Origin of the sequence: Pontibacter diazotrophicus, from assembly GCF_003367245.1 — a bacterium.
Taxonomy (GTDB): Bacteria; Bacteroidota; Bacteroidia; order Cytophagales; family Hymenobacteraceae; genus Pontibacter; species Pontibacter diazotrophicus.
The window spans coordinates 1-23463 of record NZ_QRGR01000002.1; the positions used below are offsets into that span (position 1 = coordinate 1).

At 41.4% G+C, this 23463-nt stretch carries 17 protein-coding genes; 4 read left to right on the forward strand and 13 right to left on the reverse strand.

Annotation, left to right across the window (positions count from 1 at the left end; translation table 11 throughout):
• Positions 1-269 precede the first annotated feature (269 nt).
• The 3 genes from DXT99_RS01760 to DXT99_RS01770 all read left to right on the forward strand — a co-directional run bounded on the left by DXT99_RS01760 (position 270) and on the right by DXT99_RS01770 (position 3656).
• Positions 270-1529, forward strand: a complete 1260-nt coding sequence (locus DXT99_RS01760) for an N-6 DNA methylase (RefSeq protein WP_246000399.1) — start codon at positions 270-272, stop codon at positions 1527-1529.
• A gap of 147 nt (positions 1530-1676) precedes the next feature.
• The gene (locus DXT99_RS01765) at positions 1677-2738 is read left to right on the forward strand and encodes a DUF262 domain-containing protein (protein ID WP_220273339.1); all 1062 of its coding nucleotides are present in this window, start codon (positions 1677-1679) and stop codon (positions 2736-2738) included.
• Positions 2739-3656, forward strand: coding sequence for a HEPN domain-containing protein (locus DXT99_RS01770; RefSeq protein WP_115563807.1), 918 nt, complete (start codon positions 2739-2741; stop codon positions 3654-3656). It abuts the gene before it with no gap.
• Positions 3657-3961: 305 nt separating this feature from the next.
• On the opposite strand, the gene DXT99_RS01775 is transcribed toward DXT99_RS01770, so the two are convergent.
• The 12 genes from DXT99_RS01775 to DXT99_RS26930 form a co-directional block, all read right to left on the reverse strand.
• Entirely contained in the window at positions 3962-4249 is a 288-nt protein-coding gene (locus tag DXT99_RS01775; protein WP_115563808.1) for a hypothetical protein, read from the reverse strand.
• 5 nt (positions 4250-4254) lie between these two features.
• Positions 4255-4506: a hypothetical protein gene (locus tag DXT99_RS01780; protein ID WP_115563809.1), complete on the reverse strand. Its 252-nt coding sequence runs from the start codon at positions 4504-4506 to the stop codon at positions 4255-4257.
• 26 nt (positions 4507-4532) lie between these two features.
• Positions 4533-6041, reverse strand: a complete 1509-nt coding sequence (locus DXT99_RS01785; protein ID WP_115563810.1) for a S8 family peptidase — start codon at positions 6039-6041, stop codon at positions 4533-4535.
• A gap of 150 nt (positions 6042-6191) precedes the next feature.
• Complete coding sequence (locus DXT99_RS01790; protein ID WP_115563811.1) at positions 6192-7391, reverse strand: hypothetical protein; 1200 nt, start codon at positions 7389-7391, stop codon at positions 6192-6194.
• A 22-nt stretch (positions 7392-7413) separates the two neighbouring features.
• Positions 7414-7893, reverse strand: a complete 480-nt coding sequence (locus tag DXT99_RS01795; protein ID WP_115563812.1) for a hypothetical protein — start codon at positions 7891-7893, stop codon at positions 7414-7416.
• Positions 7894-7922: 29 nt separating this feature from the next.
• Positions 7923-9044, reverse strand: a complete 1122-nt coding sequence (locus DXT99_RS01800) for a hypothetical protein (protein WP_115563813.1) — start codon at positions 9042-9044, stop codon at positions 7923-7925.
• 58 nt (positions 9045-9102) lie between these two features.
• Positions 9103-9426, reverse strand: coding sequence for a hypothetical protein (locus DXT99_RS01805; RefSeq protein WP_115563814.1), 324 nt, complete (start codon positions 9424-9426; stop codon positions 9103-9105).
• 21 nt (positions 9427-9447) lie between these two features.
• A complete protein-coding gene (locus DXT99_RS01810) occupies positions 9448-10974 on the reverse strand; it encodes a M6 family metalloprotease domain-containing protein (RefSeq protein WP_220273340.1) in 1527 nt (508 codons plus the stop codon).
• 574 nt (positions 10975-11548) lie between these two features.
• The gene (locus DXT99_RS01815) at positions 11549-15889 is read right to left on the reverse strand and encodes a cupredoxin domain-containing protein (protein ID WP_115563815.1); all 4341 of its coding nucleotides are present in this window, start codon (positions 15887-15889) and stop codon (positions 11549-11551) included.
• Positions 15890-16691: 802 nt separating this feature from the next.
• Positions 16692-17498 carry a LuxR C-terminal-related transcriptional regulator gene (locus tag DXT99_RS01820; RefSeq protein ID WP_115563816.1) on the reverse strand — a complete coding sequence of 269 codons (807 nt, stop codon included), beginning with the start codon at positions 17496-17498 and terminating at the stop codon, positions 16692-16694.
• A 737-nt stretch (positions 17499-18235) separates the two neighbouring features.
• The gene (locus DXT99_RS01825) at positions 18236-18649 is read right to left on the reverse strand and encodes a hypothetical protein (protein WP_115563817.1); all 414 of its coding nucleotides are present in this window, start codon (positions 18647-18649) and stop codon (positions 18236-18238) included.
• On the reverse strand, positions 18627-18851 hold the full coding sequence (locus DXT99_RS26930) for a hypothetical protein (RefSeq protein WP_115563818.1): 225 nt from the start codon (positions 18849-18851) through the stop codon (positions 18627-18629). The genes DXT99_RS01825 and DXT99_RS26930 overlap by 23 nt, the downstream gene beginning before the upstream one ends.
• A 232-nt stretch (positions 18852-19083) precedes the next feature.
• Between DXT99_RS26930 and DXT99_RS01835 the strand changes: the two genes are divergently transcribed.
• On the forward strand, positions 19084-20898 hold the full coding sequence (locus DXT99_RS01835; protein ID WP_246000400.1) for a mechanosensitive ion channel family protein: 1815 nt from the start codon (positions 19084-19086) through the stop codon (positions 20896-20898).
• 58 nt (positions 20899-20956) lie between these two features.
• On the opposite strand, the gene DXT99_RS01840 is transcribed toward DXT99_RS01835, so the two are convergent.
• On the reverse strand, positions 20957-23452 hold the full coding sequence (locus DXT99_RS01840; protein WP_115563820.1) for a glycogen/starch/alpha-glucan phosphorylase: 2496 nt from the start codon (positions 23450-23452) through the stop codon (positions 20957-20959).
• Positions 23453-23463: the final 11 nt, after the last annotated feature.

Below are 23463 nucleotides of genomic sequence, written 5' to 3' on the forward strand. Positions count from 1 at the left end.
ATCTATGATAAAGTGCATGAGGCTAAGGATTTAGGTGAAACATCAGGCAATATTTCTACCTAATCCTTAGCCTTTTTTGTTGCACAAACTTCTGATTTAAACCTGTTTAATTCCCGAGTTCACGTTACTATAACATAGAAAAGCACGAACAGGCACAGGTGCTGGAAGACGAGCTGGAGTACCAGGTAAAGAACGTGTACCGCCTGCCCAAAGAAGCCACCTGGGAGTACCTGCGCGAGAACGCCGAGCAGGACGACATCTAGGTGAAGGTGGACCAGGCTTTTGTGCTGCTCGACGAGCTGCTGGCCAAACGCAACTCCGACTACAAAGGGGTGCTGGAGCCTATCTTCGTGAAAAGCCAGCTCTCCCCTACGCAGGTGGCGGGGCTCATCAACCTGTTCTCCAAAGAGAAGTTCTCCGAGATAAATAACCCGGAATCTGACATCTACGGCCGTGTGTATGAATACTACATCGGCAAGTTTGCCATGGCCGAAGGCTCCGGTGCAGGGCAGTTCTTTACCCCCGGCTCTGTGGTGCGTTTGCTCGTGGAGATGCTGGAGCCACTAAAGGGCCGCATCATGGACCTGGCCTGCGGCTCGGGTGGTATGTTCGTGCAGAGCCTGAAGTTTCTGCAGGCGCACGGCGGCGACAAAAACGACATCTCCATTTATGGGCAGGAGCGCTACGAAGGTACGCTGCGCCTCTGCAAAATGAACCTGCTGTTGCGCAACCTATCCTTCGACGTGAAGCTGGGCGACTCACTGCTGCAGGACCGCTTCGCTGACCTGAAGGCCGACTACGCCCTCATGAACCCGCCATTCAATATCAGCAATTGGCACCCGGAACTGCTGCCCGACAACGACCCGCGCCTCTTCGGCTCTAAAGACATTTTTACCACACAAGGCAACGCCAACTATATGTGGTTCCAGACGCTGTGGCACCACCTGAGCGAGCGCGGCACGGCCGGTGTGGTGATGGCCAACGGCGTCATGATCACCGGAAGCGCCGGCGAAAAGAACGTGCGCGAGCACATGATACAGCAGGGCATGGTAGACTGCATTGTGCAGATGCCCGACAAGTTGTTCCTGACAACCGGCATACCCGCTTGTATCTTTATTCTGAGCAAGAACCGCGACGGCCGCGACGGCGAACACAGCGAGCGCAAAAACGAAATCCTGTTTATAGATGCCCGCAAACTGGGCAACATGGTAAGCCGCCGCCTGCGCGTGTTTGAAGAAGAAGACGTGGCCCGCATTGCCGACACCTACCACAGCTGGCGCAACAATGGCGGCAGCTACTCCGACACTGAAGGCTTCTGCAAGGCCGCTACTTTAGACGAGGTAGCCGCCAATAGTTACGTGCTCTCGCCGGGCCGCTACGTGGGCTCCGAAGCCGAGGAAGACGATGGCGTTCCTTATGAAGAGAAAATGAAGCTGCTGACTACCGAACTGGCCGCTCAGTTTGAGGAAAGCGCCCTGCTGGAGAAACGGATTCGGGAGAATCTGGCGGGGATTGGGTTTGGGATTTAGTTAGAGTTAAAAATAATATTTATTTAAAATAGGTTTAGTATAAATTCTGAATAAATCAATTCCACTTTTTAAAATAACAGACATAGTATATATTCAATATATATAATGTTTATGAATATATGATCAGATTGGATAATCACTAAAGATATGAATGCAAACATAAAAAAGATAGAAGAGAAATTTGCTAAGTCACAAAATTCGTTAGTTCTACAGCAATCAGATTTATCTCTACAATCTATTTCTGATATGGTGAATAGTGGTTCTATTGATATAAGTCCTAAATATCAAAGACGTGAAAGATGGGATCCTGATAAGGAGTCTGATTTGATAGAATCTTTTTTGTTAAATATTCCAGTTCCTCCTATTTATTTGGCAGAAGATGAATATGGAACATATTCAGTTATTGACGGCAAGCAAAGAGTAACTGCTATTAATAAGTTTTTAAATGGAAATTTAAAATTACAAAATCTAGATAAATTCAAAGAGCTTGAAGGATTTGCTTTTAACAATCTCCCAATTTCTCTAAGTAATGCCTTAAAAATTAGGCCTTATTTAAGAGTAGTAACATTATTGAGACAATCAGACCCTGATTTAAAACATGAAGTATTTTTGAGGCTGAATAAAGCTGGAGTAGCCTTAAATTCTCAAGAAATAAGAAATGTAGCTTTTAGAGGAGATTTTAACGACATGCTTTTCGAATTATCTGAATCTGCTTATTTATCTACTCAGCTAAAGTCAACAAAAGGCACAAAAGTATATCGTGAAATGATCGATGTACAATATGTGCTTAGATTCTTCACCATGCGCAATTATTGGGAAAATTTTCCTGGTAATATGGATGTTGCTATGGATAGTTTTATGAAGGAAAACTATAAAAACACAAAGAAAGAAGTTCAACTTCAAAAAGATATATTCATGAACTCACTTAATTTCTGTCAAATAGTTTGGGGTGATGAAGGTTTTATGAAGCCCGATTCAAGCAAACGTGTTCTGCAAGGCTTTTATGATATCGAAATGGTATGCGTGAGTTTAATATCAAAAGAGCAAAGGGAAAAAGCAATTTCTAAAAAAGATAAGGTAAGAAAATTTTTAAAAGATAAATTAGATAATGACGAGAATTTCTCTGAATCTGTTTCTCAGTTTACATCTAACCCTAAAAATGTTAAATATAGAATTGAAACATTTAGAGAAATATTAAATACTATTTAAATGTCGGCTAAAAGCGATCTTTTTACTCGTCTACAATATCTTAATGCCGCTGTTAACCTACCTACTTTAATTGACAATGGAATAAATATTACTGAACACAATGGAGTTGCAAATCTTTTAAGAAAAGGGTTAGGTATTGTTGCGTTCAACATTTTGGAGGATTTTATCAAAGATAAATCTTTAGAGTCACTTAATACTTTATCAAATTCAGGATTAGCATTTGATAACTTAACATCATTTTTACAAGACTCTGCCATTATAGGCGCATTAAATGCATTAGCCTTCAGAAGCAATATGCTAAAGAAGGAAAGCAGTGATTGGAGAACGCTCATTCAAGAGGAAACATTAAAAATACATTCTACAAGTAGAGAAATGTATGAGATTTCCAAATATTCTTTGGTTTATGCTGGTTCAAACATATCAGCCAATGAAATAGCTGATCTACTTAAGGCTTTTGGTATGAGCGGAGGCTGGGGATTAATGAAAGAGGTTTCTGATGGAATTGGCGGAGGTTTGCCCGATTTAGCACAAGCTTATAAAAATGCTGCATCCCGAAGACATAATGCTGCTCATACTGCCTCATTCCAATACGATTATGTATGGATTGCCAATATAAAAAATGAAATTTTGACAATTGCTGCTGCCTTAGACATCCTATTAACAGCTAGATGCAGGCAAGTAAATTCTAATCTGATAAAGAAGATCGAAGAACACGATATAAGGTCTGCTCTAAATTATAGATTTTTAGAACCCAAGAATACAACTTATAGAGAAACCACTTCTATTGGCGGAAGATCAAAAAAGAATTGGCCTTCACTTCAGAATGCTATAACTACAATAAAGCCTAATTTAGTTACAAGAAATGAATTTTTAATCATCTTAGATTCATCAAGGAGAATAGAAGATTGGTTTGTATAATTGGTTTTAAAGGACAGCGCATATAGAGCAAACTGTTATTTGCCCAGCATTGCAACAAAAGTTAAATATGAGTATTCAGGAGAAATAAGTAAAGAGTGGATGCACTTTTTTAAGTGGAAATGTCAAAATTTGTTACCGGAAAAGAACTTGAAGAAGCCGTAGACAGAGTTATTTGGGAAGCAGATGAGCGGTTGATGATTGTGTCGCCTTACATAAAACTGGATGAACACTTTAGAAAGTTATTTATAGGTAAGCAGCTAAGATCTCTTTATAGTCTCTAAAGTACGGCATTTTATGGGACAGCCTTATGGGAAACTGCCACCTAGAGGAAAGGCGGCTTGCCGAGAGTGGTTGCTGAGCCGGCAAGGCTCAGCAATAATGAGCGCAGACCCGATAACGACGGCAATGATGGCAAACAAGGGATTCACTTTTATACGGTTTCCATCCAGATAGGTCTCAATCAGAAAGCCTGCAGTCAAATGTAGCAACTCCTTACATAGTACCCCTGCCTTTTTTGACATTTGGAAGAAGGCTTTTGCTGGAACAATCCTCGATGCGACAAACATCGCATCGAAGATTGTTTTTGCATTCAATCGCTTTACTCAAGTTCACGCTTTGGTGGAATAGCGATCTTTATTTCAGGGATTTTCTCCAACTGTTTTGATACCGCTTCTATTTTTGCGTCATCTTTTATGTAGGCAAAAGCCATGCGCTTAATTTTAGCGTCATCAGCATTAGGCATTAATGGAACAGCCGCTTCAATTGAACTCCAGCCGCTTATGTTCTCTAGAATGGCTTTTTGCCGCTCGGGCTTTACATCCGGTTCAAAGGTGATTTCTATTTGACGCATCTAAACAATATCTTTTCATCTTTAGTTTACTGCAAAAGCCGTAATAAGTTGAGTCGTCCTGCGCCAAAATCCGGATGATGATTAAGTCCGCCCATTCCAGCTACTGGATCAGCGGACTGCATCAACCGCGTGTGAACGTTTGCCGGACTCATTGGTCCTTTATTGGCTAACAGTAATGCGACAGCCGCCGCCACATGTGGCGCTGCCATTGAAGTTCCATTCCACGCGTCATAAGCCGTCTCGCGTCTTTTCGGAGCTCCAATTATCGGCTGACCGTTAGGTCCTATAGCTGCTGAAAAACCGAAATGTCCGGGATAGGTTGGCAAAGTTGACCAAATGGCAACGCCAGGAGCCGCAATCGAAATGTGATTTCCACGGTTTGAAAATTGCGCTACAGTATCATCTAGGTTTGTCGCTCCGACAGCAATCACCCCTTGAATCGCAGCCGGATATGATATCGGACTACCCGCCTGTCGGTCATTACCCATCGACGCAACAATAGTTGTTCCGTTTGCGAGAAGCGTATTGAATAATGTTCTCTCCTGCGGGCTCGGGGCACCACCCCCGCCGATGCTTAAGTTAACGACATCTACTCTTTGCTGAATACATTCGGCGAGCGCGCGGTGATACATCGCTGTATCAACATAATAAACAAACTCCCCTCGTCTAGAATTAAAATCCGGCGTATCATCAAAAATCTTATAAGCATGAAGCTGACAATTGCAGATACCGTTGATTCCGAAATTATTGCCGAAGAGGGCGGCAATGGTACCTGCCACATGTGTTCCATGTCCAATAATATCGCTGTTGCCGGAAGCGCTAGGAATTCCGGTGTAATTAAATAAGTAGCGGGAGACGCGCCCGTTTAAATCCGGGTGCGTTTGCTCAATCCCGGTGTCGAGAACAGCAACTTTAATGTTGTTGGCGTCTCTAAAATTGGGCAAAGCTCTCGCCTGTTGCCATAAAATTTTCTGTAAATTCCACATCGTCGAAACCGGAGGTGGAATTGCCATAATTCCCACGCCTCCTCCTGAGTCAGCAGATTCGGCTGAATCCTTGTCTGCCTCAGTATCTTTATTTGTTGTTCCTCTTTTGCTAGTCGCGTGTAAATAACGCACCGGAACACGAGAGACAAATTCGACATTAGGATCTTGTGCCAAGGCAATTTGCAGATCCGAAACGTCTCGGTCACGTTGAAGTTCAATGATGCTTACTCCCTCGTTCGGATCATTTGCCGTAGGAGAGGCTGACGTGGCAAGCATAGATAACGCACTACGGTTTTGGCCGAAAGACATAGCTCCGGCGGGCAGATCTTCCGCTTCAGCCGGCGCGGATAATGGAATAACGCGCTTAATCAAACCTCCTCTTTCAAAAAATGAAAGTGCTGACATACCCGAAGTGGCTAAGGGGCTAGCGGCGGTGTAATCTGAAGCAGGTATTCCCGCAGGACTAGCCATGGTACGCATTTTTACAATGAGTTGCCCTTCATGGTATTCAGGAATCTCTTCGCTGTTGATTGCTTTTTTAATAATCATATGATCCTCCTTCTGTTTAATTTTGATTGTATAAAGTTTTCCTGGAGTTTAAAAGCTTCTTAAGTTTCTCTTCAAGGTTTTTAAAAATTGGGGCAAGACGAAAAGAAACCATTTTCAGAACAGCCGTTCGATAATCAAAATAAACACCCACTAAAGCTTAATGGAGACTCCGAAAAGAATATTTTCTACTTCTTCTAGTGTAATAGGAACATTTCCTTTTTGATATTCTAATTTAAGACCAAATTCGTCATTCTCCCCTAAAGAATAATTAGCAGAAAATTCTGTTAATTGGCTGTTCTTAGATGAATCCCTTAGACCATGTAAGTAAGTTTTTGATGCTGAAAGCTGAAGTCTTTCAAAAAATCTTAAATCTAAAGCTGCTTTACCTCCTGCTCTAGAATAGCCTTCATCGTTTTTAAGATTTTCTTTCTCAGCTGCTACAAATATATAACCAGTCTCGGCTTTAAGAAATGCAGAAAATTTTACATCGAATCTACTTACTTTACCAATACTAGGAGGCGGAACTATGCTATAGTAATTACCAAAAAATCTGTATTTCAAAAGTGGTTCCCATTCTACCTCAATTCCTGATTGTTTGCTTTCTAATGAAAAATCGGTAGCAGAATTTATATAAACTCTTAAAGCCTGAACTTGAATGAAATCTTGTGGATTTGTTGATGTAAATACTCTATGCAATCCAACACGCAGAACTAAAGAATTTGCTTCGTTCTCAGACTGACTTGTATCAGAAACCATAACTCTATTAAAAGATATAGAAGGAAAAATAAAAATCTTTTTTTCATTCTTAGAATCTGGTGAATACATTATTGTACCCTTAGCAATCCAAGTGTTCGCCTCTTTATTATAGTCTCTACCAAAGGAAAAGATTGCTGGTTTAGCTTTGTCTCTCCCTTTTGCGTTTTCGTAGGGTGAAACATTTTCTAATGATTCTCTAATAAGAATAGGTAATTTAAAAAATAGATATTTCTTTGGCGAAGGGTATACTCTTTCTACTTGTTCAAAATAAAAGGTATCAGTCCCGTATATACGTTGCATATCACTTATAAAAGTAAAAGTATGTATAGCGTCTATTTTTCCATCAGCATCAGCATCAGTTTCAGAACTAAGTTGTATGTTATACCTTTCAATTAGATACTTAGTAAGTTCATCTAAGGAGATCATAAAATTATTATCCTCATCAAAACACCTAATTTCTGCTCCCTTACATTCAGTTTCATTTGCATTAAATTTTAACTCACTAGTAGTAGCCACACGTTGCGCAACAGCTTCTCTGGCTAAGCAGATAGTTAAACCAAAGATCAGAAATAGTAGAGAATTAGACTTATTCATATTAGTATAGGTAAATCTAATTTCATAAATTTATATTAATATAAATATTTCCGCCTCTAAGATCTTTTTCAACTACTTTATCTGCTCCTTCAGTTTTCTTATATATTCTGTTAGACGCATCAATTTCATCAATCAACATTTTATAAAACACCAAACTTTGGTCTATATTTTCCGAACTAGCCAATTCAGCAGAATCTTTTATAGTGTTAATAGCATTTGATAAGGATGGTTCATCTCTTAATTCTGATGGAATAGACTTCCAAATCAAGATAAAAAGGTCATTTACAATTTTACACTCACTAACCTTTTCATCACTCAAATGAAGTCTATAATCTTTATAAACTTCATTTAAACTATTTGTAAATTTTACCATACCCAAAGCATCAATGTTAAATCTGGACAACTTTAAATTACCAGTAATTATATCAACAGACCAATTAGTCATTTCTGAAAGAAATTCTCTGAGTTTTGTATAAGCAATTGTAGCAGTTATCTTATTCATGGTATTGATTAATTATTTTATTTTTCATTTTACTGGTTAAAATTTGAAGCAGCCTCTTGTTTTAATTTTGCTATCTCATGCTTGATTTTTATAATTTCTTTCTGTCTATCAAGAATTTCTTTTTCCCTTTTTAAACTTTCTAATTCTTTATCATCTTCGGCTTTAACTTTTGCTTCTTTTTCAATTATTTCTGCTTTATTCTTTTCTATAGTTTTGGCGGCTTTTTCTTTCTTAATGTTCTGCAATTCACCTACCAATGTATTTATTGCATTAACAGAGGTGTGAGAACTATCTAAGGTTTCCTTAATTGTACTTTCAGTAGTAAGAGAAAATTTTTCTATTCCTCCGGTTGTCTTACTAAAGCTTACTTTACTACCAGCCTTATTCAGAATATTCCCTGCAGTTAACTTAAGTGGCATTATTTTTCCAAACTGAGGGAAGAAGCTATATTCGTCTATTACATTTTGTTCTTTAATAGATCCATTATTTAGAACTTTAACTTTGATATTACTCAATACAGGTTCCCTATAAAATATTCCTTCCTTCGATGTAATTACATTAGCAGTATTTTGCTCTTTTTCAAATACTTGGTTTGGCTTAATAAAAACTTCTATTGTTGGCACCTGGAAAATTGAATCTCCAATAACAGGTTTAGGCAGTGTTAATGAGTAACCACCTTCTTCACTTTCCATGTCTCCTATTTTGATTAAATATGTTTCAGTAAGTGTTCTTTCTATTGTTTCTACTTTGATCAATTCTGCTTCGGCAGGTGGGGCTGTTAAAAAAGTACCTGTACCAAGTTTTATTAAAGAAGACGCTACATCAACCACGCCACTTATAATTTCTTTAACAACAGGGGTGCTTTCAATATTTATAGATTGTAATATACCCGCACCTTCTTCATCAAATTGGGCTTCAAAACTTAACTGGTACCAAAAGCTTCTATATTTACTATAATCAAAAATATATTTATGGGTATAAACAGGATGTAATAGAGGTTCTAAAAGTAGATCATCCTGAATATAACAATCCTTTAACTTTATCTTAATTACTTCATAATTCTCGTTATAAGTTAATTCCTGTTTTACCAAGAATTTTACTGTTAGCTTAAAAACCCTTTCAGGAAGGTAATATTCTATAGCATTGTTCATAATACATAGATTTTGATTTGTAGCTAATGTTTTTATAATGATAAATCCTATTCCTTCACTAAATTGGATCAGGTTTAACCATCTCTATTTTATCTCCAATAAGAAAAAAAGCTCCTCCTTTCTCATCACCCTGGAAGAAAATATGGGCAACTATTTTATCGCCCACAACAAAGAATTTCTTCAATTCAGGATGTATTAAAATGTTTATTTCTTTCCCTATGTGGCGGGTGGCGAAGTTGGCATATTCTATTACATCTTGTGATTCAATAACCTTCACCTGCCAAACAAACCCTAACCCTTCTGGGCACCTCTGAATATCTAGAATCGTTCCTTGTATAATACTTTCGTTGGGCGCACTAGGAACGCTTTGTATTGAATCCATTCCTAGAATAAATCAGAATTTTTAATTAGATACTTTTGCAACTACTTGTGGAGTAATTGTAACATCAATCATCATTTCAGAATCACTTGGATTTCCCGTAACTTCAATTGTGATTCCTGTCCAAATGCCATTAAGATTTAAGGGTGGCTCTGTATTTTGCCCGAGTAATCTGTTTTCATAACCATTTATCACACTTGGATAAAGATCTTCACCATCACCTCTATTACCCTGTCCAAAAACTTTTGCTAAATCTCGTTTATTATCTGCCTGAATAATTTCAACAGCAAGATTACTTTCATCGTTAACATTATCTATGTTTTCATCAACGGTGTAAATAGCTAAACCTTCGTCAGGTAGAAATGTATCTTGCTTAGTCCGCCTGCGATACTCTACAAAAACATACTGCTCATCCTTCATAAATGCAGTATTATGAATCAACACAATACTACCTCCTTCTGAAGCAGGTTTAACAACAATATTTTTTTCGCTGTTTGTTACTATCTTAGGTGTAATCCAATTGTGAAACATTCGCAACATTCCGTTGGGCAAGCAAGGTGTAATTCCATAGTTATTCCAGGAGCCCGATGCCATAAGACAATAATTACCGAGCCCATTCGACTTGGTAAACTTAGATTTTCCTGTGTCATAAAAATCTGCCCATCTCGCTGCCAAATGACCCCATTCATGAGCACATACTCCTACTTGGCAATCTTCAGGAACTGTTAAAAAAGTCTTAACGGATAAATTAACACTAACTTCAATCTCTTTATTTAATATCCACTTCAAACTCCAAAAATCATTAGGATCATTCGTTTCTTCAGCGCCTCGACCTGCATGAATAATAAAAAGAGCAGTAACGAAACCCTCACCTAACACGTCATATCCAGTAAAACTTACGCCCTGTTCTAAAGCAGCCTTAACAGCATCTTCAGCCATTCCTTGTGCATTATATGGGTATTCTCCAGTCCCCGTGGAGTCAGCAGTGTAATAATTGCTTGTTCGAGGAAGCCTTATCCAGCCATGAACTTCACCCCCTATATTTATTCCTGTTGTACCATTACTAATATTATAGTTGCTAATTCGTCGATAGTATTCTGCCATACTACCTGTAGGAAACACATCAATATCACCAAATAACATTTCTCTGTAATAAGAAGCATTTCTAGATGAGCTATGTGGTTTATCATCAAAATCAACTAGTAAAACTACAGTTTTGATTGTGCCTTTTAATTCTTTAGGTGGTCGATCTATAAGTTGTAAATCACTGCTAGACCCTTTTTTTGTTTTTCCATCATCTAAGCCTACATAATTCTCACCCCGTCTACTAGATAACCAAACATAATAATAGTCTTCAAAAGTTAGATGATGTGGTAGCTTTCCTTCATCTTTCAGTCCTTTGTAGTTTACAAATAATTGTAAAAGAAGCTTTGGAGATGGAGGAACTGGGCAAAATGATTTGTTACAATGAATAGATTTAACATTTGCAGCATTTACAATCATAGCACCTCTTGTTATAGATTTAAAACTAATTAAAAAGTTTTTTGACATTTTATTTATTCATCAAATAACTTAAATCCATTTTGAACCTACAATACTGAAAAATAAGTATTATTATATTAGCTGATTAGGGATAGCAAATTGTACAAGGCCTCCCTTATTCTGGGTTTGGGTCTTTTCTATGATCATTCGAAGATGTTATTGACTGTGTGGAAGCTAATAAAGGGGTTGTCTGCGATGATCTTGCTAATGCATCCTTCAGCTATCAGTGTTACTATCTTTAGCTCCCGCTTAAAGGCATCAAAAAAGTAGTTAATAACTAAGTAACATTTTCTATTTTGCTTTGTAACCTAATTCTATAGTTTGTAAAACAGCAAGAGATTTTGACCCGCCTCATAATCTCATTAACTATAAACCGATACTTTCGTTCAGATTAAAACTTATAAGAAAATACTAAATGCTGAAAAATATAAAGTACCTTGAAAGAAACTGCTCCTCCTTTGTACCTCTTCGCTTCTAATTTAATGGCAACTAATTAACTTTCACAAATGTAAAGTAACACTTTACTTTTTGCATCGGAAATAGTTTGAATAAAATGTGGTCATAATTAATTGGAAGATTACATTTACTTTCTATTTACTTTTTGTTTCTTGTTAAAAATTTTAAATAACCCATATCCAATACCTCCTATGATGGCCAGTGAAATCGAGTTCGCAATAAAGCTAGACCTTACTCTTTTTTTCACTCTCAGGATTCCCCAAAGACCTTGAGACACAGACCATCGTAAGGCTCCAGAACTAAAGGCATAATCAGCCGGTTTTTTATTTAGTTTAATTTTTAATGTCTGTACCGATCCAGCACTAAGAGAAGTGGCACTGCCAACTTGAGTTAAACTATTTGTTGTTGGCCACTCCGGCCATGTATGTCCATGCAAATGGAAACTATGGTTTCGTGGTTTATCTGCAGCTGTTAATAAATGCAGGCGTAGGTTCCTTTCCCGAGGCAGATGATAAAGTAGTGGCTCCGGAAGAGGTTGTCTGTCAGTTAAGTTGTCTTCCTCTCTCAGGTGCATCCAGTGTGGTTTTCCGATGGGTTGGGCGCGGTAATTGAATGCTTTTTGGCCCTGATCGGTTGGATCTGGCTTGTCCTCTCCTAAATCAGGGGGAGCATCACCCATGGGAAGGGAGAGGTTGCCAAAGTGAAAAAGCCGCAGCCCGTCCTGAATGATCAGTACCACCTCTTCAAACACTCCATGGGTTTTGCTTACCACATTGACAGCACAACTTATTTTTCCATTTTTTTCATAATTATAATTTATTTTGGCATCCTCTGGCTCAACTATAAGCGCCCCAATAAGGCCGTGGTGCCGGTGATTTCGGAAGTCAGCGAAATCCTGAAGCAATATGGGCCCCTCAATGTCCGCGTACCAGGTGTAAATTTTCTTCTTGCCATGTCCAACTGTTTGATCGATTCGGTTATCAGGCTCTGGCTTCATCCAATGATCAACCGGATTATACCCTACATTACAACCGTCACTAGTTGTGATATCATACAATAGCAAATCTGCATGGATAGAAACTCTTCCCGAAACCGGACGGTCTAAAATATCAACAGGCACCATCGGAGCGGCTGGTTCTATTATAGGGTGTTCCTTTGTTTCATTATGGAGCTCAATCTCTATCTTCTCTCCCTTTCTGCACCTTAAAACAAGAGGTTCTCGAACTGCCCCTTTCTGGCTTAAGGGAGGCTTTTTCCTTCCTAATGGTTTTCCATCTTTACTGATTTCATCTAATAGCCGGTAAACCATACCTTTAGGGTCTGAGAGGGCTGGATTGGCACAGTAATTCACTTCCTGGCTTTCCGCTACTATGATAAAACGGCGAACATTGGCGCCAGGAGACGCGTAGAGACTACCCTTCCCTGTGGGTTTAGCACCTTCAGGATAGGGTAAATCTGCCTTCTCCCCTATCCGGATAATGCCCCATGCCCCCATCCACAAGTCATCGGATGTTCCGAACTTGTACAGGTAATCTCCGGGTCCATAGTTATGGTCGATGTGAAAGTTGAAAGTTTCGGAGATCCCAACTGTTTGCTGATTCACCAATGGTGAATCAGGATCGTCCAGAAAACGGCGCCACCGCATGCCGTGAATCTGGAAGCTATGCTGTTCTTCGTGGGAACCTTGTAACAGCCTGATTCGGATAGGGTCGCCTGGGTTTGCGTGAAAAATAGGCGTGTCAGGATCGCACCATACACGAGAAGAAAAGCAGTAGGCTGGGTCTTTTTTTAGTTCCTCGCCACCGTGATAAAGTGCTGGATCGTGCGTCCTCACGGTCCGTTCCCGAATTGGGGCAGATCGATAATTGACGCCTACTACCCCATGGTCGCTATGGCCTCCTGGAATGGGAGGTTCATTTAAAGGCAAATGCTGCCGGTTATATAGCGGAACAAAGTCTCCTAAGCCAAAGCAGAACTCCCTAAAGAAGGTCGGTTTACCATCTTTAGTATATTTTATAACGGCCACATCTCCGTTCTTTACTTCTTTAGTCAGATTAGTAGGGTCTAAGTACTGAGCCCCATGTGGTTCAGCGATCATTGCGCCAAAAAGGCCACGCTTCTGCCGAAAATTAGCAAAAAGGTGATCATGGGTAAAAATTACGCCAAACTCTTCATCCACCCACCAAATGTAGCGCATCCTTAAGTACCGCCATTTCCCCTTTTCCTTATCGTAATACGGGGCTCGGGGACCAGAAATATAGTTCCAACCAGTAGAGGCGCCATCACACACAAGAGGATCAAACTTTACCAGGTGCACATGCAAGCCGCACTGCATAGGTGGGGTTAAGTCTGCCTTCCAGTACCGGTCATTTTTATAGTATTCCCCATTAGATTCGATAGGGATGGTATATTTCTCGCAAGGGGGAAGAGGCTCATCAAATGGACTACGACAAAAAGCCCGGGGCAGGCAATTTTCCAATTCAAGTGTTACCACATCGCCATGGTTTGCCCGAATAAAAAGTGGCTTATCATCGCTATTGTAAGGATCCGTTGGTTCAGGAGAAACATTCGCACTGCCAGGGGTATTAGTTTCTTTGGTATTTAAAGTGTCAGATTCATTGCAGGCAATATGAAGCAGTTCATGTTGCCCCTGTTGATTCAAAACACAAGGTGGCTTATCACCCGACAAAATCCTGGGTTTATCAATAAGCTTGTAAAGGTGTCCTTCCGGGTCATGCCAACAGTGCTTATTGTATTTAAAACGTTCTGTTTCAACAGACAAGTGAACAACATTTTTCTTGAAGCGGATAGGCACCTCAGATTCTCCGTCTAATGGCGCCTTTCCGTCTTCTGGTAATTTGAAGGCGTTGAACATCCAACCTGCCCGGGGCTGGTGATTTAGATGAGCCCGGGGGTCATCCTTTAACCACTCTAGCCTTTTCTTTTCTTTTGCTGATAAAGGTCGGTAATCATAACCTTCCGGGATATCCGCTGGATTGTCTGATTCCCAGGGGGGTAATGGGGAGCGCTGACCAAATATCCCTTCTATAAAGTTGGGAAAACCTAATCCCGCAGCCTTGTAGGTAGGTGGGGTTTCACGATCTGGCAATACCGCTAACTTCTCGATTGGGGTTTGTTTGTCAGGATAAAAATTAGATCCATCCTGTAACCGATCGAAGGTGCGGAACATTCCCCACATCCCTTCGTGAAAGTGGGGATACAAATGGCAGTGCCAGATTATATCCCCGGTAGCGCCTTGTCGGTTACCGGCCCCCCAAAGGGGAACAATGGTATGTGCTGTCAGAGGTCCAATAGAAATAGCGTCGATGATGGGTGACTTTCGGTTGTTGGCATCGTGATACCAGGAGTACAGATGTAAATGGAATACATGGGTCTCCTTTACGCCGGCGTCCACCATTCTAATTCGAACCGGATCACCAATGTAAGCTTTCAATATCGGAGTGGCAGGATCGCCATAGAGCCAGGAGGAATGATGCTGCTCTTCATGGACAACCGGAGCTTCAAGGAATCCCTGCCTAATCTTTTTCCAAAGTTCCTTTTGTCGGGACACCATAGGTTCTGCCCTATAACTTACAGGCATTATAGGATGTGCTGCATGTTCAAGAAGCGGAGGATTGCCACACAGGTCCGGCTGATCATGACAAATGTCTCTCTCATGGTTGGTGTGAGACATCCTGAATTCAGGCTCATCATGAAAAAAAATAACGTATTCCCTAAAGCATTTTCTGGGCACACCAGGGTTCACATCTTCCGGATGTTTCTTTGGGATGTCTAACCAGGGAGTTTTGTTTTTCTCATTTGCTTCATTAGGTATCACGTCCACGTAAAGGCCATCTCCGTACCACTTCATTTCAGATGTTTTTCCATCTACCATGGTAGTAGGTTCACGATCATTTTTACCTGTTACCGGATTACGCCAGGTTGTTCCTTTAGGCTCAACCACCAAAGCTCCGAAAAGTCCATGTAGGTTAGTACCGTCTTCCATTCCTGAAAGATTTCCCGCATCATGGAAAACATAAACACCCTCGTGGTGACATGTCCAGGTATATGTAATTGAGCATTCTCCTTTCTTATGAAGAGTGGAAGGATTATTTCCTACTGCCGCTCCGTCAGATTTTGTAACATCATAGCCATCAGCTAGCAAATGTATTCCTACACTTCTGTTTTTAATCTTATTTTTAAATTTGACTTTAACCGTTTCCCCTACACAGGCCCGAAGAACTAAAGGCCTTACAAGATGGTAATACGGATGTTTTACTCTTTCTTCATCAGAGACTCCAGGTTTTTCACCTGCTTCCTTTTTATACTTCTTTATGTTTTCCTCATTCTGTTTAAGTGCAAACAGCATTCCATTATGATTGTGGTCTCCCCACTTGTTAAACCAAATCGGAACTGACATGGCTACTACTTTATATTTTCTAATAGCTTTACTCTTCAAAGATTTCATAAGCCATTAAATAAATAAGAAACTTAAAATTTATAAATATGAAATGAGAACACAAGTGAGAAAGTACTTTCCTCTTCCGGGAGGCTATTTGCTATATATTCATTGAGTTCTTTTCATATAGCTCATGTGAAGCAATAAATTTCGTTAGCTAGCTTTTAGATATTATTTACTTTGATTTGTTATAAATTAAGCAGACTGCAGTTAGAGGACTTGATAGCTAATATTGTTCTGTGACAAAAAGGGATATGGTAGCACAGAGGTACAGCTTCAAAATCTTTTATTTAAAATTTTGTTGATTAATGATGTTAGAATTTGAACTAGTGCAATGTACAGTGTACTGCTGAATCAGGAAATACTTAAAATTCAGTATTTCAAAGCTTCTTAAAAAGATATTCTATAATATTTATGCGCTTGTTTAGCAAGAACAACCCACACCTCCTGGGAGAGGAATTAATAAAGAAGAGATAAACTTTATCTTTTCCAATAACTTTCAAAGATGAGGTATCTCACCAGTCTTACTTGCGATTGTACTCATCAACGGGAAAGAATATTCGCTTCGTTAAGCCTGTAAAAGAACATCCCTCCTCTTGTTCCTCCTGCCACTATGATGTTGTTGGATATATCATCTTTACCAGGGAGATTGCCTCATTCGTGTGCATACTGGTAGCAAGAGAGCCACTTATCAAATCCCAGACACTAATGGTTCCATCGTAAATACCGCTGATAAAACCATTCCTGTACAACTGCCTTCATGATACAATTTTTCCTGCCCTTGTAAACAATACCTATTTTCAGTATATTTTCATATCAGCCCATGAGATACCACAAATTGTACCAGCCCTCCTGTATTCTTAGTTTTCGTTTTCTCCATTATGTTCTGCCGGTGTGTGTTCACAGTATGAAAACTGATGAAGAGCTTATCTGCGATCAATTTACTGCTGTAGCCTTCAGCAAGCATCTTTACAATTTCAATTTCCCGCTTACTTAAGCTGCTTTGTGGATGAAATTTATCGTTGTCTTCCTGGGAAAAGAAAAGGCAGGTGTCATGGGCAGTTGAAATGAGAGAAGCTACCTGCTGCTCACTTTTCTTCCAATGGGATATATCTGAATACATTCCCAGTATATGCGTGATATTACCTTTGCAATCTGACTGCAAGACAGAATTCTGAGCCAATACCCTTACCTCTTTTCCACCCGGTTTGAGGATGCGATAATCATAGTTGAATTTATATTGGGCCTGCTCAGAGGGCGGCAGTGTTAGTATAAAGTCCCAGATAGCTTTTCTAAGCTTCCAGGTTATTTGAAGGTCTTGGGGATGAACGATGGTGTTATAAAAAGTTATGCCTTCTTCCATAAAATGGCAGCTGCCATATCCTAAGATTTCTTTTACATTGCTGCTGATAAAAGCGAACTGCTGCGTGCGCAGGTCCAGAATTGAAGTGACGCACGGGGAATGATTGAGTACAGCTAAAAATTCCGGATTGTTCTGAAAGCTTTGGCTGTAATCTACTGGAACCGAACCATAGGCTTTACTTTGCCAAACCTTTATTAAATCGTAAAACTCTTTCGGATAAGTTTTATTTACTGTATTATCTGTAAATGGCTGCATGTGAAGCGATGTGTTGGTTTACTCAAATCTTTAGGACATCAACAATTCCAAACCAATGGGGATGGTTAGAAGGGAGAGTGCAGCGTTTAGAACTGTATTCTTATATATCCTTTGGATACAGAAGAAATAGGGAATTAAGTGTAAGAAGCTATAATCCAGTAATGATGGAAATCATAAATTCCACCTCTATCTTTACTTGAATTTAATTATTTATAAACAAAATAATATTAAATATAACTAATTCAAAAGGAATAATGATTATTAGAAGTAACATAATTATTTTAATCTTTTTATGGCTTCAATAATTTTAAACAGCGTTGAACTCATTCAAACGCACAGTTATCTAATTTTAAGGTTACATAAAACAGCAGAAAAGTAACAGTAGAAAATTCAGTTACATAAGGTGATATGCTGGCTGATGTTAGATTGATCAGCCAGCATCTACTTCGATCATACTTGTAGTATTAAAGAGAAAGCAGTTATAAAGAGCACTGTACGCAGGAAATAGCAGGTACGCTTGAACAACTCTAGCACTTGTACAGTGTAGAGAAGAATTACCTTAACAGGACTTCTTTGCCTAAATACGGGCAGAGAAATAGGTATACATACAACAGTGGAAGGCAGGCATTATTCGACTGCAACTGATATGGAGCTAATAAACTGAATAATAGCCTGAGAGCAAACGAACCTGTAGCTGAAATATTTACGCTACAAATGTTCATCCGCACTTGGAGGCCTTATAAATTACTGCCAACCTTCGGATTTTCCCGAATCTGCTTTATCCAGGTATCCACCATTTCTATAAGCGCCGGGTTAAAGTTATCACGCGCGTAGTTTTCGAACTGACCATTCTGCCGTAGGCGCAACAAGTCCTGCTTCGTGCCGACCTTGATAAAGCTATGATCGGTATCAGGTAAAAATTTATAAGAAGCCGTTCCCGGATGCATGGTGTTGAGGGCATTTACGAGCAACTCTGAATTGTGCGGACTGATAGAAGGAATATCGGCTCCCCCGTAAATAACCAGCACATTGGTATTGGCGTCTTGCCAGGCTTTGTTATACTGTACATCCTGAATGCATTGAATAAACGAGTAGTGGCGCGTAAAAAGGTGATCTTCGCCATCATACTCATAATGCTGCTCTAAGAACAATTATATCGTTTGGCTGGAGTTTTAGGGCCGCAACTATCACGGCTGCCAGCAACCCTCCTGCTGTGGACTGCAGCCTATAAGCAGATGCAAGAGAATCAGTAACAACGGCTATCTGTACTACCGATTTTGAACTTTTTCCCGCTAATGTTGCCGCGTAGAAAATGAGTACCTTGTTCTGTTTCCATATCTTCCTGGTTATCATACTGAAACCTTCAGACTAACAGGTCCATACCTTCAAACACCTCCATTCTGTTGCAACTACTGCGCGCAGGGAACGTTACAAATGAAGCAATCAAAGGCTTTGTTCCGGGTGAAAGCATCACTAGAGAGCGCTGTGGCAATGCTAAAGCACGGTGCCCATTCCGCTGTTCACCGTACAAAGCACCCGTTTTTAATATTACATTTGAATACTTTATATGGTTTTTGATAGACCTGTGTCAACATCATCTCAAATATCAAAAAAACTCTTTCGTGACTATAGCTGGCTGTTCTTCATTATCTGCAGCGTACTGGCACTTCAGCTTCCCATTACCCAGGCACATGCTCAGCTGCTGTCTACTGACACAACTAATAACACTGAACAAGCGGAGCCAGAGTGGGCGAACGATTCCCTCGGCAGACGCACCCCGCGTGGAACTGTAGAGGGATTCATCAAAGCAGTAGCAAACGAAGACTACGACAAAGCCGCGCAGTTTTTAAGGCTGGACCCAGACTTGCAGGATGACATGGATGGAGCAGCACTGGCACAGTCCCTGCAACGCTTACTGGATCAGAATGGAAGAATATTTCCCTACTCTCAGATTAGCAATGACCCCGGGGGGCTTGAAGATGATAACCTGGGGCCGAACCTGGACCGAGTAGGTACAGCCACCGTTAACGGTGAGACTTTCAATGTGATTCTTGAAAAGACGGAAGGACCAGATGGCGGTCCGATCTGGCTGTTCTCGTCACAGACAGTACAAAGGGTGCCGCTTCTCACCGAAGAAGAGGCAACCGGCTCAGTTGTTGACAGGCTTTCGCCCCGCTTCCTGAGAGAAACCAAGTGGGGCGGTGTGCCTATTGCGCACTGGATGGCTATGCTGTTGCTGGTAATAGGAGCTTACCTGCTGGCATGGAGCATCACCTCCTTCACGCTCTACACTCTCCGCTTACTCTGGTACAAAGCCAGACAGGAAGCCACAGCAGGCATCATCAGAGCATTTGCTTTGCCCATAAAAATTTACCTTGCTGTGTGGCTTTTTGTGGTTGCGAGCGAGCAGGTAGGTGTTTCCATTATCGTGCGCCAGCGGTTCAGCGAAGTAACGATTATAGTAGGTGTGGCCGCTATTTTGCTGTTAATATGGCGGCTTCTGGATGCTACCACCCGGTTTACAGAAAGGCGGCTGACACGGCGCAACAATATGGCCGGGGTTTCCGCTGTGCTGTTTCTGCGCCGCGCTGCCAAAATAGCTATTGTGGTACTGGGCTTTATCGCCATACTCGACACAGTTGGGGTTGATGTCACCGCCGGACTCGCCGCACTGGGTATTGGCGGTATTGCACTGGCACTGGGTGCCCAGAAAACAGTGGAGAACTTTGTCGGGAGCGTAACCCTTATAGCCGATCAGCCTTTGCGTGTAGGTGACTTCTGCAAAGTAGGCGATATAGTGGGAACCGTTGAACAGATAGGAATGCGTTCCACGCGTATCCGTACGCTTGCCCGTACGATTGTCACCATACCCAACGGAGAACTCGCCTCCACAAAAATTGAAAATTACGCGCATCGTGACCGCTTCTGGTTTCATCCAACTTTCGGCTTGCGCTTTGAATCTACTCCGGATCAGCTCCGGTTTCTACTGGTAGAACTTCGCGCAATTTTGTATGCACACCCGAAAGTATCCCCTACTCCGGCACGGGTACGTTTTATTGAAATTGGGGCTGACTCACTTAACATAGAAATTTTTGCATACATTCTTGCCAAAGATTTTGATCAGTTTCTGGAGGTGCAGGAGGATTTGTATTTGCGCATGATGGATATAGTGGAGGCAAGTGGTACCGGCTTCGCCTTCCCTTCTCAGACACTCTACATTGCACGTGACCAGGGCTTATCTAAAGAAAAAGGGGCGGAAGCAGAAGAACAGGTGCGAAAGTGGCGTGAAGCCGGTGAGATGCAAATCCCCAGCTTCAATTCTGATCGCATTCAGAATTTAAGAAACTCAATCTCCTATCCTCCCGAAGGCTCCAGCCAACAGAATGGAAGAGCAACCTGAACCTTGTAAGAGCAGACAATCAGAGGGAACAAGATTCAATGCGCTATGCAAACATAGACTACTTCTTGTTGATGGGAGTTACTTTCCATATCAGGTCACTGTAATCTCTGATGGATCGGTCGGAAGAGAACTTTCCCATGCGTGCTACATTTAGAATGGATTTTCGGGCCCATTCTTTTGGTTCACGCCACAGTTCATGCACTTGCTCCTGACAGTCGATATAAGATTGGTAATCTGCTAACAGCATAAAAGGGTCCTGGTAAAGGAGGTTTTCGTACAGCGGTCGGAACAATTGCGTGTCGCCCTGCGATAGAGCTCCTGATACTATAAAATCCAGCACTTCCCGTAAATGCTGATTTTGCTGATATATGTCATAAGGTTGATAGCCTGCTGTTTTATTTGCCTGCACCTGCTCTACGCTTAGCCCAAAAAGGAAAAAGTTATCCTCCCCTACCTCCTGCCTGATTTCTACATTTGCCCCATCTAATGTGCCTATGGTCAATGCCCCGTTAAGGGAAAACTTCATGTTTCCTGTACCCGAGGCTTCCATACCTGCCATCGAAATCTGCTCAGAAAGGTCTGCTGCAGGGTACAGATTTTGCGCGTTTTTCACATTGAAGTCAGGCATGAAAACAACTTTCATCTTATCGTTAACTTCTGTATCCTGATTGACTAAATCAGCAACCGAATTAATTAGTTTGATGAGTAGCTTTGCCATGATATATCCGGGTGCAGCTTTTCCCGCAAAAATGAACGCGGAAGGGGAAAAGTTTATCAGTTCTCCCTTCTTGAGGCGGAGGTATACACTAAGTATATGTAACACTTTAAGGTGTTGCCGCTTGTATTCATGAATACGCTTAGCCTGAATATCAAAAAGCATGGCCGGGTCTATTTCTATTCCTGTTTGCTTTTGAAGAAGTGCGGCCAGGTGCTGCTTGTTGTTTAATTTGATCTCCATCCAACTATTTTGAAAGGAGACATCATCCGCATAAGGCTCCAGCTTCCTTAGCTGGTCCAGGTCTGTTATCCAGCCATTTCCGATGTAACTGGAGATAAGTTCAGCCAGCGGCGTATTGCTAAGATAGAGGAATCGCCGGGGAGTGATTCCATTTGTTACATTACAGAACTTATCCGGCCAAAGTCCTGCAAAATCGTGAAGCACCTCCTTTTTAAGCAACTCAGAATGCATCGCGGAAACTCCATTAACGCTATGGCTTCCAATAGTTGCCAGATGGGCCATGCGAATATAACGCTCACCACTTTCATCGATAATAGACATCCCGGCAATCTGCGCGTTATTGTAGGAGTGTTGATGGCGGATTTCCTCCAGAAACCGATGGTTGATTTCATAAATAATCTCCAGGTGCCGGGGTAATACTTTTTCAAATAAAGGAATGGACCACTTTTCCAGTGCCTCAGGCAAGAGGGTATGGTTGGTATAAGCAAAGCAATTTTGAGTAATATGCCACGCCTTCGCCCAATCCAGCTGATGCACATCCACCAACAGCCTCATCAGTTCCGCAATGGCAATAGCGGGATGGGTATCATTCAATTGGATGGCAAACTTCTCATGCAAACGCTCCAGGTTCCGCCCCTGAATCAGGTGTAAACGAATAATATCCTGCAGTGAGCAGGTGACAAAAAAGTATTGCTGCTTCAGCCTTAGCTCTTTCCCACCTTGCGCCTGGTCATTCGGATACAGTACCTTGGTGATGTTTTCTGAAAGCATTTTTGCCTCAACAGCACGGTAGTAGTCCCCCAGGTTGAAAGCAGCAAAATCAAACGACTCGATGGCTTCCGCTCTCCAGAGCCGCAGGACGGCTCCATTGCCCTTATACCCCAGTATGGGCGTGTCATATGCGGTCCCTTTTACTTCTGAACCGGGAACCCAGGTAACCTGGAATTTACCGTTAGAGTCTGCCCCATGCTCGGTCCTGCCACCAAATTTTACTTCGTAGGCTATTTCAGGGCGCACCACTTCCCAGGGGTTACCATAATGAAGCCACTTGTCAGTAAGTTCAACCTGCCACCCGTCTTTTATCACCTGGTCGAAAATGCCGAATTCATACCGGATGCCATACGCTATAGCAGGTATACCCAGGGTTGCAAGAGAATCCAGGTAGCAGGATGCCAGCCTGCCCAGGCCACCGTTTCCCAAGCCAGGTTCTTCTTCTATCGCAATCAAATCATCCAGTTCAATGCCCAGTTCTTCCATTGCCTCACGCGTCTGCGCTGTGATTTCTAAATTAAGCAGGTTGTTGGCCAGGTGTGGGCCAGGCAGGTATTCTGCAGAGAGGTAGGCAACAGCCCGGGCATCCTGCTTTGAAATGCTCTCAGTAGTGAGTATAAACTGTTGAAAAATCCGGTCACGTATGGTCAGGGCCAGGGCAGTATACCGGTCATTTGGCGTGGCTAGCGCTGGAACGCGACCAATGCCATAGAACAGACTGTCTAAGAAGGAGGCTTTTATCGCCTCTTTAGAATGGCTGATTCGGCTGGATCCTGATGTGGATGCAATATTAATCTTGTCACTGAATTTTTTCTCATCTTTCATACCAGATGCTT